This window comes from Salinicola sp. MH3R3-1 (genome assembly GCF_001937155.1).
In the GTDB taxonomy this organism is placed as follows: domain Bacteria; phylum Pseudomonadota; class Gammaproteobacteria; order Pseudomonadales; family Halomonadaceae; genus Salinicola; species Salinicola halophyticus.
On the sequence record NZ_MSDP01000026.1, the window covers coordinates 14595 to 27537 of the forward strand.

General features: G+C 62.0%; 20 protein-coding genes and 1 other RNA gene. 18 read left to right on the forward strand and 3 right to left on the reverse strand.

The window, feature by feature from the left end; all coding sequences use genetic code 11:
• Position 1: 1 nt before the first annotated feature.
• Positions 2-1081, reverse strand: a complete 1080-nt coding sequence (locus BTW08_RS15190) for a 4-oxalomesaconate tautomerase (RefSeq protein WP_075563377.1) — start codon at positions 1079-1081, stop codon at positions 2-4.
• A gap of 231 nt (positions 1082-1312) precedes the next feature.
• Here BTW08_RS15190 and BTW08_RS15195 point away from each other — a divergent pair, with 231 nt between their 5' ends.
• Positions 1313-2239, forward strand: a complete 927-nt coding sequence (locus BTW08_RS15195; protein WP_075563378.1) for a LysR family transcriptional regulator — start codon at positions 1313-1315, stop codon at positions 2237-2239.
• Positions 2240-2509: 270 nt separating this feature from the next.
• On the opposite strand, the gene BTW08_RS15200 is transcribed toward BTW08_RS15195, so the two are convergent.
• Entirely contained in the window at positions 2510-2752 is a 243-nt protein-coding gene (locus BTW08_RS15200) for a hypothetical protein (RefSeq protein ID WP_075563379.1), read from the reverse strand.
• 12 nt (positions 2753-2764) lie between these two features.
• Positions 2765-3454 carry a helix-turn-helix transcriptional regulator gene (locus BTW08_RS15205; RefSeq protein ID WP_210403260.1) on the reverse strand — a complete coding sequence of 230 codons (690 nt, stop codon included), beginning with the start codon at positions 3452-3454 and terminating at the stop codon, positions 2765-2767.
• 524 nt (positions 3455-3978) lie between these two features.
• On the opposite strand from BTW08_RS15205, the gene BTW08_RS15215 reads away from it, so the two are divergent.
• From BTW08_RS15215 to BTW08_RS15295, 17 genes are all read left to right on the forward strand, one after another.
• Positions 3979-4416 carry a hypothetical protein gene (locus tag BTW08_RS15215; protein ID WP_075563382.1) on the forward strand — a complete coding sequence of 146 codons (438 nt, stop codon included), beginning with the start codon at positions 3979-3981 and terminating at the stop codon, positions 4414-4416.
• Positions 4417-4472: 56 nt separating this feature from the next.
• Positions 4473-6500 (forward strand): DNA-binding protein, encoded by a 2028-nt coding sequence (locus BTW08_RS15220; RefSeq protein ID WP_075563383.1) that lies wholly within the window; start codon positions 4473-4475, stop codon positions 6498-6500.
• A 40-nt stretch (positions 6501-6540) separates the two neighbouring features.
• Positions 6541-7260: an ATP-binding protein gene (locus tag BTW08_RS15225; protein WP_075563384.1), complete on the forward strand. Its 720-nt coding sequence runs from the start codon at positions 6541-6543 to the stop codon at positions 7258-7260.
• Positions 7261-7262: 2 nt separating this feature from the next.
• On the forward strand, positions 7263-7883 hold the full coding sequence (locus BTW08_RS15230) for a hypothetical protein (protein ID WP_075563385.1): 621 nt from the start codon (positions 7263-7265) through the stop codon (positions 7881-7883).
• Positions 7880-8263 (forward strand): LysR family transcriptional regulator, encoded by a 384-nt coding sequence (locus tag BTW08_RS15235; RefSeq protein ID WP_075563386.1) that lies wholly within the window; start codon positions 7880-7882, stop codon positions 8261-8263. The genes BTW08_RS15230 and BTW08_RS15235 overlap by 4 nt, the downstream gene beginning before the upstream one ends.
• Positions 8260-8754, forward strand: a complete 495-nt coding sequence (locus tag BTW08_RS15240; RefSeq protein WP_075563387.1) for a hypothetical protein — start codon at positions 8260-8262, stop codon at positions 8752-8754. The genes BTW08_RS15235 and BTW08_RS15240 overlap by 4 nt, the downstream gene beginning before the upstream one ends.
• 1 nt (position 8755) lies before the next feature.
• Positions 8756-9013, forward strand: a complete 258-nt coding sequence (locus BTW08_RS15245; RefSeq protein ID WP_075563388.1) for a hypothetical protein — start codon at positions 8756-8758, stop codon at positions 9011-9013.
• Entirely contained in the window at positions 9010-9645 is a 636-nt protein-coding gene (locus BTW08_RS15250) for a DUF3164 family protein (RefSeq protein ID WP_075563389.1), read from the forward strand. The genes BTW08_RS15245 and BTW08_RS15250 overlap by 4 nt, the downstream gene beginning before the upstream one ends.
• 2 nt (positions 9646-9647) lie before the next feature.
• The gene (locus BTW08_RS15255) at positions 9648-9872 is read left to right on the forward strand and encodes a hypothetical protein (RefSeq protein ID WP_139313679.1); all 225 of its coding nucleotides are present in this window, start codon (positions 9648-9650) and stop codon (positions 9870-9872) included.
• On the forward strand, positions 9869-10096 hold the full coding sequence (locus tag BTW08_RS15260) for a hypothetical protein (protein WP_075563391.1): 228 nt from the start codon (positions 9869-9871) through the stop codon (positions 10094-10096). Before BTW08_RS15255 ends, BTW08_RS15260 begins: the two co-directional genes overlap by 4 nt.
• An RNA gene (locus tag BTW08_RS15265) (hammerhead ribozyme type II) lies at positions 10095-10165 on the forward strand. Before BTW08_RS15260 ends, BTW08_RS15265 begins: the two co-directional genes overlap by 2 nt.
• 9 nt (positions 10166-10174) lie before the next feature.
• Positions 10175-10873 (forward strand): DUF2786 domain-containing protein, encoded by a 699-nt coding sequence (locus tag BTW08_RS15270; RefSeq protein ID WP_075563392.1) that lies wholly within the window; start codon positions 10175-10177, stop codon positions 10871-10873.
• A complete protein-coding gene (locus tag BTW08_RS15275) occupies positions 10870-11274 on the forward strand; it encodes a regulatory protein GemA (RefSeq protein WP_075563393.1) in 405 nt (134 codons plus the stop codon). Before BTW08_RS15270 ends, BTW08_RS15275 begins: the two co-directional genes overlap by 4 nt.
• On the forward strand, positions 11271-11723 hold the full coding sequence (locus BTW08_RS15280; RefSeq protein WP_075563394.1) for a hypothetical protein: 453 nt from the start codon (positions 11271-11273) through the stop codon (positions 11721-11723). Before BTW08_RS15275 ends, BTW08_RS15280 begins: the two co-directional genes overlap by 4 nt.
• On the forward strand, positions 11720-12115 hold the full coding sequence (locus BTW08_RS15285) for a hypothetical protein (protein ID WP_075563395.1): 396 nt from the start codon (positions 11720-11722) through the stop codon (positions 12113-12115). The genes BTW08_RS15280 and BTW08_RS15285 overlap by 4 nt, the downstream gene beginning before the upstream one ends.
• The gene (locus BTW08_RS15290; RefSeq protein WP_075563396.1) at positions 12105-12506 is read left to right on the forward strand and encodes a Mor transcription activator family protein; all 402 of its coding nucleotides are present in this window, start codon (positions 12105-12107) and stop codon (positions 12504-12506) included. The genes BTW08_RS15285 and BTW08_RS15290 overlap by 11 nt, the downstream gene beginning before the upstream one ends.
• Before the next feature lie 25 nt (positions 12507-12531).
• Positions 12532-12873, forward strand: coding sequence for a hypothetical protein (locus BTW08_RS15295; protein ID WP_075563397.1), 342 nt, complete (start codon positions 12532-12534; stop codon positions 12871-12873).
• Positions 12874-12943: the final 70 nt, after the last annotated feature.

A 12943-nucleotide genomic window follows, 5' to 3' on the forward strand; every position in this document is an offset into this window, starting at 1 on the left:
TTCAGCCGGCGGCGTCCAGCTCGAGCGTTTCCGGGACGAACACCGAACCGCTGAACAGTCGACGCGCGGTGCGCACCAACGAGCAGCGCGGCCATTGCTGCCCAGCGGGCCAATGGCTGACGACGCCCAACCGGCCGCTCGGATGCTCGAGCTCCAGCAGCCCGCTGTCGTCCGACACGCCAGCGAGACCGTCGGTAATCCCGCGAGCGTCGGCGCATGCCACGGCGAGACCCACGGCGCCGGTGATGGCGAGCGCGCGATGACCACGATGCGGCATGAAATAGCGCACCTGCAGATTCCCCCCTGCTTGCGGTGCACTGATCAGGACAGGTTTGGGAATCACCTTGTCGGCGACATCGCCCAGACCCATGGCGGCCCCGGCCTGTCGCCGGATCGACTCCAGCCTGGCCATCAGCTCGCGATCTCCATCGAGTTCGGCCGGCGACTCATCCCCCCGTTTGCCGAGATCCGTCGCCCGCATCAGAACCATGGGCATGGCGGCGTCGATACAGGTCACCTCGACGCCGTCGATGACGTCTCGTGGATGGCCGGTGGGATAGAGTTCGCCGGTCTTCGCTCCCACGGCGTTGCGAAATTCCAGCAACACCGGCGCAGCCGTGCCGGGGACGCCGTCAATACGCGTCTCGCCGACGTAAGTGACCCGCCCGTCCGGCGTCTGGATATCGGCGTCGATGATGCTCTGGGTGTTGACGTTATGGATCGTGACCCGCGTGACGTTACCCTGCGCCGCCACCAGCCCCTGCTCGATGGCGAAGGGGCCGACAGCGCTCAGCATGTTGCCGCAATTAGGAGAGGTATCCACGCGCCGCTCTTCGACCATGACCTGGACGAACAGATAATCCACGTCGATACCGGGTTCGGACGAGGGCGATACGATGGCGACCTTGCTGGTCTGCGGATAACCGCCGCCAATGCCGTCCACCTCCAGCTCATTGCCCGATCCCATCAGCGCCAGCAACATCTCGTCGCGCTGCGCCGGATCCCGGGGCAGGTCGCTACCCAGAAATACCGGACCCTTCGAAGTACCGCCGCGCATCAATACACAGGGGATGGCTTGCATAGATCGTTCCTTCCACGTTTCGGCCAACCCGCGGCCACTGGTGGAGGGCAAACTCGCATGCTTGTATCGAGCGATCCAATGCAATTATCGTGACGATTAATGCACCAAACACATCAATAGGCTAAGAGAAGTTAAACCATTGATAGTAATGAAAAAACGGAGTCTACCGATGAGCTTTCCCGAGGCGCGCATCAAGGTGGCATTAGACCAATGAACTATAAGTTTTGAGCCATGAACTATGAGCTGCAGCAGATTCAGGCGTTCCTCAAGGTAGCGGAACTGGAGAGTTTTCAGGCGGCAGCGCAGTCGCTCAATCTCTCCCAGCCGGCCCTGAGTCGCCGCATCAAGAAGCTGGAATCCATTCTGGGAACGCCGCTGCTGGCACGCACGACCCGCAGCGTTTCGCTCACCACCGTCGGACGCGACTTCTTCCCTCAGGCCAAACGCCTGGTGGATGAATTCGACCACGCGCTTTTCAACATCCGCGCGCTGGCCGAAAACAGGATTGGCCAAATTACGCTAGCCTGTATCCCCACCGCCGCGTTCTATTTCCTGCCGGCTGTCATCCGGGAGTACAACGCCCGCTATCCCAATATTCGCATTCGCCTTCTCGACCTGAGCGCGAACGACGGGCTCGGTGCCGTGCTCAGTGGCGAGGCCGAATTCGGCATCAACATGCTCAGCGGGCACCATCCCGATATCATCTTCACGCCGTTGGTGGTGGAACCCTTTGTGCTGGTGTGCCGGCACGACCATCCCCTGGCGGCGCATGACAGCGTCACCTGGAGCGAGCTGAGCACGCATAAGCTGATCGGGGTGGGAAAGATGAGCGGCAACCGGATGCTGCTGGACCATGAACTCTCGTCGCTGACCCAGCGACCGACCTGGTTCTACGAGGTTCAGCATCTGTCGACCTCGCTGGGGATGGTCGAAGCCGGACTGGGCGTTGCGGCGGTCCCCAGATTATCGATGCCCGATCAGGAACACCCGCTGCTGGTACAGCGCCCCCTAGTCGAGCCGCTGGTAAAACGAACTCTGGGCATGGTGAGACGCCGCGATAGCGCCCTCTCACCGGCCGCGGAACGCTTCGTCGAAACGCTGCTGAAACATTGGGACAAGAGCGGCGCTGAAGGCGGCGCCGGGCCAATCAATTTGTAGCGATCCAGGCATCGGCACGACTTGGTCCGCTTGGAAGCGGTGACCGCCGCCAAGCGATAATATGGCGACGGCGTCTATCTGTGAGTTAGCAGGAGATATGGCACAGCAGGAGTAAAGTGGGATTTGGTGGGCGCAAGTGGGATGAAGTGGGACGTGGTGCGGCTGTCAGCGAGGCGCGATGTCTAAAAGAGTGCCAAAGATGCACAAAGGCGAAAAAGGGCCGATCCCTCCAGGATCAGCCCTTTTTGCTTTCTACTTGGCACCAGTCTGTCACGGTTTGTCGTACCCCAGATAGCTGTTAGCTCTCTCAAGGGCATTTTGGAGCTCCATGGCTTGCTCTTGGGTCAAAATCACCTCAGAGACATTGCCATTGTTATCCGTGGCCTTGAGATACAGCTCGTGCTTACCAGAATAGTTGCTGACGAAAAGGTCCAAGGCCAGCTCCCCCTTGCTGGGTTCGTCGACTTCATCAGATTCGCTTAGAACACCTTCAAAATAAGAATTCGTTGCCATGTTAATACTCCTCTATAGCCAACCTGCCGACCAAACGGCCCTACCAACAATTTCCAGTTCGTCCATACGGTCTCGCGGGACGAAGATCTTCTCGTATTCCTTGTTCGCGCTGATGATGGCGATGCCATCGAATTGTCGCTGCAGCCGCTTAGCGTAAAGATGCCCGTCCAGGCGAAGCACGTAGATACCCTCGCCCTCAACACTCGTGCGTGTGTGATCGATCAGCACGGTATCGCCGCTGTGTAGGATCGGCTCCATCGACTCCCCATCCACGCGGATCGCCGAGAGGTGGTCAGGCGTTAGCCCTTGCTTGCGCAGGCTGTAGCGCGTGAACGAGATGTGCGTGAGGACTCGGCAGCCTTCGTTCCATGCACCGCCGCCCGCGCTGCACTGTGCGTCGTAGAGCGGAACCAGCGCGTAGTCGTCCATTTGCGGCGCGGGCGTGAGCTCCTCCTTCCCGAACGCCAACCACTGCGCATCGGAGCCAAGTGCTTGGGCCAGATGAACCAACCGATCCAGCCCAGGGAATGTATCCCCACTCAGGTAACTGCGCACGGCACCCTCTGAAACCCCTGCGCGCTTAGCAAAAGCGCGCGGTTTTTCGCTTCCCATCGCCTGTAAGAGCCGATCTCGGAAGCATTCGATTCCCGATGCGGGAAAAGAATGCTCGCCCGGAGACTTCCTGTCTTCATTCTTTTCCATGTAACCCATTGATATTAAAGGAGCGGTTCAATATTCCGCACCACCTCGCGCTGAATAATGAAAAGAACGCTCGGAATATCGCTTGAAGGGTGCGGAATTCCGAGATATGTTTACTCACAACGCAGGGTTAGACACCCAGAAAAAACGCCACGGAGTGACGCTGTGAAACTGGACATCCCCACCAATCCTTCAGCCCGCTGGGAGTGGATCAAGTATCAGATCCGATCTCGCGGTCTGTCCTTCGCCGAGCTCTCTCGCCGTCTGGGCGTGGAGCTGGGCACGCTAACTTCGGTCAAGCGCTCACCTTATCCCCGTATGGAGCGAGCGCTCGCGAGTGCCATCGGCCTCTCGCCCGCGACGATCTGGCCAGAGCGTTGGAACGCAGACGGCACTCCCCATCGCCAACGGCCCAATCGCTCGGAGACGCGGATTAGTGAGCAAAACCGCGTTTCTACCAACTATTGCGCGGATTCTAACGCACCGTCTAGCGGCGCGCACCGGCAAGTTGTTACGGAGGCGTGAACGTGAGACGTGTCAGAGATCCCCACACTTTAGACATCTTCGCCGTGCCGATGCCGGTGATCCCCACCCCAGGTAGCGGCAACTACGCCGCCCAAGTGAGCGAGTTAGTCGGCGCCGTGCTCAAGGACTGCCCGATCGATCGTTGGGAGGTCGCCTCGCAGATGAGTCGACTCTCTGGAGATGATGTTTCCAAGAACATGCTGGATGCCTGGTCGAGCCCGGCCCGTGCCGACCACAACATTCCTTTCTATCGCGTACCGCTGATCGAAGAAGTGTGCTCGAGCCACTCCTTTACCGATTGGCTAGTTCATCAACGCGGCGGTCGCGTCGCCTATGGTCGCGAAGCACTGCACGCTGAGTACGGTCGCCGCCAGCAGATGATGGATCAGCTCAAGGCCGACATGCGCAAGCTGAAACAGCTGATGGGGGAAGAGGAATGAACTGCCTAGCCTCTCCACTGACTCGCGGTTGGTTCACAGCTAACGAGCTGGCAGGCATGCCGGGGCTTCCAGGTACGCCGCAAAACGTTCGCGAGTTTGCCAAGCGTCACGCCTGGGAAGGCCAGCGTCGGCTCGGCACCAAAGCGCTCGAATATGCCTTCGGCGTGTTGCCCACGGAGACCCAGAACGCACTGCTACTACAGACCGTGGGTGATCCCGAGCCGGAGATCGCCGAGCCAGCCATTGAGGCGCTCGACGAAGAGCGCCCCGAGCAGCGCAAGCTGACCGAGGCCCAACGTCGGGTGATGTCGGCCCGCGTGGCATTCGTCCGAGACATCGAGCGGATGACGCAGAACGTCAGCCAGCAGCGCGCTATCGACACGCTGGTGGCGACGGCCCAGGCCGGCGAGCTTTCACCGTACCTGGCCGATCGCGTCGTGCTGGCCAACGATCGCAAAACCGACACCCGCACCCTTTCCGAGCGCACCCTCAAACGCTGGCTGGCTGACTATCGCAAGCATGGCGAGCGCGGCCTGGCGCCTAAGCGCCGCAAGGTCGACATGAGCATGCCGTATTGGGCCGGCGATTTCCTCAAGCGCTACCAGCGTCCGCAGAAGCCGAGCGTCGAGGCTGCCTATCAGTTGCTGGTCGAGCAGACCCAACCGCCATACCCGAGCATCCACCAGGTGCGCCGATGGTTGGCGAAACTGTCGCCAGAAGCGCGCGAGCGCGGCCGCCTGGGCGCGCATGAGCTCAAGACGCTGCAGCCATTCAAGCGGCGTAAGGCTGACACGCTGTGGCCGAATGATGTGTGGGTTGCGGATGGCCACACGTTCGACGCCGAAGTGATCAATCCGCTGACCGGCCAGGCATTCCGCCCCGAAATCACCATGGTCATCGACTGGGCGACACGCCGTATCACCGGCTTCGCGCTCAACCTGGCCGAGTCGACACTGGCCACGCTAGACGCGCTGCGCGATGCAGTCAGCCGCACCGGTATGTTCAACGTCTTCTATGTCGATAACGGCTCCGGCTTTGACAACGCCACTGTCTATGAAGTCGTCGACCGTCTGGGCGGCACCATCACCCATTCGCTGCCGTACAACTCGCAGGCTCGCGGCGTCATCGAACGTGCTCACCGATCGATCCTGGTCAATCTCGCCAAGACCATGCCGAGCTACATCGGTGCGGATATGGATAAAGAGGCCGGCACCCGCGCGCACCGGCTGTCACGCCGTGACATCGCCAACGGCCTGAAGCCGGCCCAGATCCCGAGCTTCCAGGAGTTCTACGACCAGCTCTGCCAGGCAATCGACGTCTACAACCATCGCCCCCATCGCGGCCTGCCGAAGATCCGCGACCTGGACACCGGCAACCTGCGCCATCGCTCACCGATGGAAGCGTGGAAGTCAGCGGAAGCCGAAGGCTTCGAGGCGCTGACTGCGCCGGCCGATGTCATCGCTTCCCTGATGCGCCCGCAGGAGATCCGCAAGACGCATCGCGGCGAAGTGAAGATCAATTCCGGCATCTACTTCCTGGATGCGCTGCGCGACTTCCACGGCGAAGAGATCCGCGTTGCCTGGGATTACCGCGACGTGGGGGCCGTCGGCATCTACACGCTCGAGGGCGAGTGGATCGGCGAAGCGATTTTGGACGGCAACGCCACCCCGGCCATGCCGCAATCAATGATGGAGCGCGCCGGCGAGAAGCGCGAAAAGGGCCAGATTGCCCGGATCGTGAAGAAGGCCAAGACGCTAACCGGTGGCGAGTTCGAATTGCGCCGGGTCGAGTCCGAGCGGTCCTCCGTGCGTAACGATCGCCAAGTCGAAGAAGCCCGCGCGCATGCCAAACAGCTCGCGAATGAAGCGCCGAAGTTCGAGATACCCCAAGGAAAGGTCGAGCGCTATCGCTTTTGGAACCAGCTCGATTCGCAGTTACAGGCTGGGGATGAATTGTCCGATGCGGCCCTGCGCTGGCACGACCATTACCGAAATAACAGCGACTTCAAAGCCATCGCCAAGGTGATGGATACCGAGATGGATGCGAGTGGGCAGCAACCCACCCGCACCCGGCGGGCCGTGTAAGCGCACGGCCCATGACACCCGCAGCAATTGAGGAACTGATATGAGCGTCAACACCATTGTACCACTCACCAACGTCGCCCTTCTCGCCGCCGCGATCGAGCGTGCCGCGAGCCGACCGACGGGCCTGCCGGGCCTCGTGGTGATGTACGGCCCCAGCGGTTACGGCAAGTCATTGGCTGCGTCCTACTCAGCGAATCAGCACCGCGCTTATTACGTCGAGTGCCGCGAGAGCTGGACCAAAAAGGCCTTCCTGCTCGCGATCCTGCGTGAGATCGGCGTCATTCCGGCGAAGACGATTTCCGAGATGGTCGACCAGATCGCCGAGCAGCTCTCTCGCTCCGGGCGGCCGCTGATCGTCGATGACGTCCAGTACGTCATCGACAAGGCCGCTGCCAACGTGCTGACCGACCTCTACAACGCCTCTGAGGGCACCATCATTTTGATCGGCGAGGAGCGCGTGCCGGCGTCAATGGGTCGACTCGAGCGCCTGCATAACCGCGTACTGGAATGGGTACCGGCGGAAGCCGCCAGCCTGGATGACGTGCGAGCGCTCGCCAAGCGCAGCTACTCGGATGTCAAGATCGAAGACGACCTGTTGACCGTCGTCAACGACCGAGTGCGCGGCTGCCTGCGGCGGGTCGCGGTCAATCTCTACCAGATCCACCAAGAGGCACTGGCCAACGGCTGGGAACGCGTCGACGCCGCTACCTGGGGCGACCGTGAAATCCACACCGGTCAGCCGCCGGCACGGAGGGCGTGAGGATGACCAAGCGCAAGCCAACAACGCTAGCCGGCGACGTGCCCAGCCGGCAGCAGATCTGGGAAGCGATTCGAACGCTTCACGCGAACCAGCGCACCATCACCATGGCGCGGCTCGACCTGCTGCTGCCAAAGATGCCGGCATCAAGAATCACCGATTACCTGCGCGGGCTAACGGCCGCCGGCTACGTCGAGCGCGCTGATCCGCAAAAGAGGTCCGGAAAAGTAACGGAATACCGGTTGGCGCGTGATATCGGCTTCGAAGCGCCCCGCGTCCGCCGCGATGGCACCGAGCCGCCGGTCCCGGGCCGCGAGCAACTGTGGCGCACCATGAAGATCATCGGTGAATTCACCGCCGCCGACCTTGCCAGCGCCGCCGCCACGCCCACGTGCACCATTGCCGAAGCCACAGCCCACGAGTACTGCAAGTTTCTGGCTCGGGCCGGCTATCTCGCTATCACTCGGGAATCCGGCCCAGCGCTACCGACCCGTTATCGCCTCGCCGCGGGTCGCTGGACCGGCCCGATGGCGCCGCAGATCCGCCGAACCAAAGAGCTCTACGACCCGAACACGCGAGCAGTCGTCTATGCCCGCGTGACTCGGGTCGAGGGAGGTGAGCCATGAGCGCCGTTCGCAAGCCGCGCCCGGTCGATCTCTCCGCCTGGGGCGAAGAGCCGCCGCGCTGGATCGTGCTGCTCGCCGCCGAAGTCGAAGCGTCGAACATGACCCGCGCCGGAGAGCGCATCGGCATGTCGCGCTCGGCGGTCTCTTTGGCACTCGCCAACCGCTACCCGAGCCCCAACACAACCGGCGTCGAACAGCGCGTGATCGAGGCGTTGGACGGCATGAACTGCCCGGCGCAGGAAGCGGTGATCTCCACCGACCAGTGTCGCGCTTATCGCGAGCGTCCGGCCCCGACGCACAACCCGATGACGATGCGCTCCTGGCGCGCCTGCCAGAACTGCCCGCACAACCCCTATAACACGCAGGGAGACGAGTCATGATCCGCATCTCCGACGAGCAGCTCGATCATTACGCCGACCGCTTCCAGTTGCTGGGCATCGCCCGCGCCGGTATTGCGCTGGATCGTTACATCGCCAACCCCGAACGCTGCGAGCTGATGGCGCGCTTCGTCCGGCTTCGTCTCGATCGGCTCCGTGTCAGTTTCGCGCAGTTCTGCAGCGACCCGGAGCTGTATGAAGAACGCGCCGCTGTCGAGTGCGAGCCGCCGCTGGCCAGTCAGCAAGCCGCGATTCTTCGCTGCTGGCAGCAACAGGACACCGGCGTCATGCCAAGGCAACACGCCGATCCGACGCACGGCCCGTGGCTTGCCGAAGACGACCTGACCGACATCGCCGAGCTGCTCGCCGGCTGGCGCGACGAGTGCGAGGCGCTGCCACACCGCAACGGCACCGCGATCGAACCGATGCGGCATCACCGCAAGCACCGTAGCCACCGCAACGCCAGCGCCAACTTCAAGATACGAGGAGCCTGAGATGACGACCCGCAACCCCATTCTGCGCCTGATCGATACCGACGAGATCGGCGAAGCGAGCGTCAGCCAGTTGCTGCGCGACATGGGCGCCGAGCAGTCACCCAACGTCGCGGTGGCAATCACTCGTCGCCACCAGTTCCAGCCATTCGCCGCGCTGGTCTGCCTGTATGGGCCGCATACCGCTCGTTATATGGCCGCTATCGAAGCGGTTAGCCAAGACATCCAACACGAACAGCAAGCCGAAAGGAGCCAGTCATGAACGCCCCGAACCTGAAACAAGAGCAACAGATCCCCGCCGGATTCCGCAAAGACGCCAAGGGCCGGCTGATCCCGGAATCTCAGATCAAACCCATCGATCAGATACGCGACGAGCTGGTGCTCTCAATGGTCGATCGCGCCAATCAGCTCCGAGACGAGCTACGCGACTACAAGGGCGACGCCTTCAGCGAGATTGAGCAGTTCGTCGAAACCTCGGCTTCGGAATACGACGTCCAGATCGGCGGCAAGAAAGGCAACGTCTCGCTCGTGTCGTTCGATGGCCGCTACAAGGTGGTTCGCGCCATTCAGGAGCGGATCTCATTCGACGAGCGCCTACAGGCTGCTAAGGGATTGATCGATGAATGCCTACGCGAGTGGACCCAGGATGCTCGCCCGGAAATCGCGACGATCGTGCAGGACGCCTTCCGCGTCGACCAGGCCGGCAACATCCGCACCGGCCAGGTGCTGGGCTTGCGCCGCCTGGACATCAACGACAAGCGTTGGCTCAAGGCGATGGACGCCATCTCCGATGCCGTTCAGGTGACTGGCTCGAAGAGCTACATCCGCCTCTACGAGCGTGTCGGCGACAGCGAGCAGTACGCCCCCATCTCACTCGATATCGCGGGGGTGTGAGCATGGAGACAGCCACCATCCGTGTTCGGCCAGCCATGGGCGGCTTCGTTGCCACGCTGCGCGGCCAACGTTGCACCGCCGCCGACCACCGCAATGCGGCACTGGATCTCGCGCGCCGCGTTTACGGCGAGCGGGTCAACGTTCGCGCCGATTACCTACGTCCCAGTGATGTCACCGCTGGCGTCCGCCACCGCTACCACGTTACGCATCAAGGGAGTCGAGCATGAGTCAGCAACGCAAAGACAGCCCCGGCAAGCCATGCACGATCAGTCTCTTCGAGAACGAGCATGGCGGCGTCTCGGTCGATGCCGGATTCGAAGTCGGCGACCCGCGCAATCTGACCACCATTCAGGCACTCACCCTGGTCGGCGTTACCGCCATCCACGAAGCCATGATCGAGTACAGCGAAAAGGCCATGGAGGGGAGGCGAAAGAACGAAACGACCCACTAAGCGAAACGCCTCGGCTCGATCCGAGGCGTCTGCCGGGCGTGGTGGCCCAGCACTGATGAGCAGCCGCAGGAGACTCCAATGGATCCGAAGATCCTCGACAAGATCAAGAAGTGCCTTCGCCTGGCGAAGTCGAGCAACGCCAATGAGGCGGCGGCTGCGATGCGTCAGGCTCAGAAACTGATGGCAGCGCACGGCGTCACCTCGGACGACGTGGCGGTGAGCGATGTCGATAGCCATATCGCCAAGGTCGCCGCCGGTGAACGGCCCCCGACTCATATCGTCATGCTTGCCAACATGGTGGCCGGCGCGTTCGGCGCTGAGCTGATCTTCTGCCCAGTTCACGATGGTGAGCGTTGGCGCGGACGATTCGAGTTCTACGGCGTAAACGGCGCCGGAGAAGTGAGTGGCTATGCCTTCGAGGTGCTGCTGCGCCAGCTCACCCGCGACCGGAACGCCTACCTCAAGACCCAGAGCAAACGTCTCAAGCGGACAACGAAAACCCGTCGCGGCGATCTCTATGCGCAGAGCTGGATTCACACCGTCGCCCAGCACGTGATCAAACACGAACGCAGTGACGCCGAGCGTGCCGTCATTCAGCGCTACCAGGAACGCCGCTGGCAGCAGCCGCTGGAAACGATGACCGGGCGCGACAACACCAAAGGCATTCGCAACCACGACGCTTCTGCCCTGATCCAAGGTCGCGTCGATGGCAAACGCGTGGAGTTCTATCAGGGCGTGAACGGTCAGCGCCAAACAGCGCTTGGGAAATCATCATGATCCACCGCAGCAAGCTCGCCCAGATCCATATCGCCAAGGCGCAACTCGGCCTGAGCGAAGACGACTACCGCGCGCTGCTCGGCCGGGTCGCTGGTGTCAGCAGTGCCAAAGAGCTCACGAACCGCAATGTCGGCGCGGTGATCAATGAGTTCCAACGCCTGGGCTGGAAGCCGGCGCCTGCAAAACGCGCCGGCCGCAAAGCGCCACGCCCGCCGCGCACTCGCGCCTCGGTCATGAGTAAGGTCGAAGCATTGCTGGCCGACTCCGGTCGCCCTTGGGCCTATGCCGATGGTATGGCGCAGCGCATGTTCAGCGTGGAGCGTGTCGACTGGCTCGACGACGACCAGTTGATCCGGCTGATGCAGGGCTTGGTGATCGACGCAAAGCGGAGAGCCAAATGACCGACGTTCGCTGTCCGGCCTGCCACACCCAGTTCACGCTCGAGCAGATGGTCGAGGACGAGTCACTGCGCGAGTTGATGGGCATCCTCGCCGACCTGCCGCGTGATGTGTCGCGGCCGCTGGTTGCCTATCTCGGGCTCTTCCGGGGCAAGAGTCGCAGTACGGCCTACGAGCGCCAGCTCAGATTGGCCCGTGAAGCGCTTGCCCTGGCGCCGGATACCGGACTCGTCGGCGCGGCACTGTCGGATACGGTCGAAGCTCTCCGCGCGAAGCGCGACACCGGAGAAGACACCCGGCCGCTCAAGAACCACAACTACCTGAAGCGCGTCGTCGAGTCGATGGGCGCACGAGTCGATGCCCGCGCCGCGCTCCCGGAAGATAGCAACCGTCGGCCGACCAAGGGCGTCGCCCGTGCCCTGGCCGCACTGGATGCCGGGAGGCAGTCATGACCAAGCCCGGCATGAGCCAGCCCGCGCAGTGGTTCCGCGATGAGATCGCCCAGGGGCTCGCCAGGCTAGTCGTGCTTCGCCTGCAGAACGCGCCGTGGGAAGACGACATCGCCTACACCCAGCAGGCATGGGTCGACACACTCTGGGCCAAGCCGATCGGCTGGGACGCCGAACTGGATACACGCCGCGTACGCACTGCATTTCAGCGTCTCGCCGGTAACGCCACGCGGTGGCCAGCGCCTCGGATGCTGATCGAAGCAATGCCAGATCGTCCCCAACGCCCACGACTCGGTAGACCCCAGATGAGCGAATCACAGCGGCGAGAAAACAGAGATCGCTTACAACGATTGATGGCAGAAACCGGTATTGGAGGGATGCGCGATGGCCGATAACCTCGATATGTTCCCGGACGTGCCGGATGACCTCCTGGAGCGGATGACCGACCCGGAGATTCTCGCCAAATGGCCGCAGGGGCTAACGGATATCCTGCTGGTTATCGAGGCGGTCTACCGCCGCCATGGTGACGACCAGGAAACCGCGCGACAGCGCTCTTTCCGAGCGGTACGGGCGCTGGCACACTTCCATGGCGGGCATTCATTCTATCTGCCCAAGGGTGAAAGGCTGGAGATCGCGCTGCGGGATCGCGAGATATTCGAGTGCCATAATGGCGCCAACGTGACACAGCTCGCGCGGGAGCATCGACTGACCGAAGTTCAGGTTTACTCTATCCTGGCGGAGCAACGAAAGCTGGCCCGCGACCGGCTGCAGCCAGGGTTATTCTAAAAATGAAGACGCAAGGGAACCCAGCATGAAGACAGCTCTAACGATGGTCGCCATTGCCGCCTTGAGCTCCGCACTAGCGGGGTGCGGCGGCAATGAGCCCCTTGGCATGAAAGAGTCGCTCGACATCGCGGGACTCTCTCAGGACGCACCGACCTACAAAAACGAGTTCGCGTTGGCGATCAGAGATCTTAGTGCGAAGGATCAGTGCCAACCGGAAGCCATGCGTGAACAAGGTGGGTTTTCGAAAGTGACCGGCAGTGATTTCTACTTCATCTACTGTAGCGAGCAAGCCAACACATCGAGCCGATGGTATTACGACCCGGCGAACGGCAAGCTCAGTCAGGACAAGAGCGAGGTTCGGGGGTAGCTTTACACCGTCCACACACCAGCGATAATGCTCCCAGAGCGCCGGAGCGACCCAGTCGCAGGAGCACCAT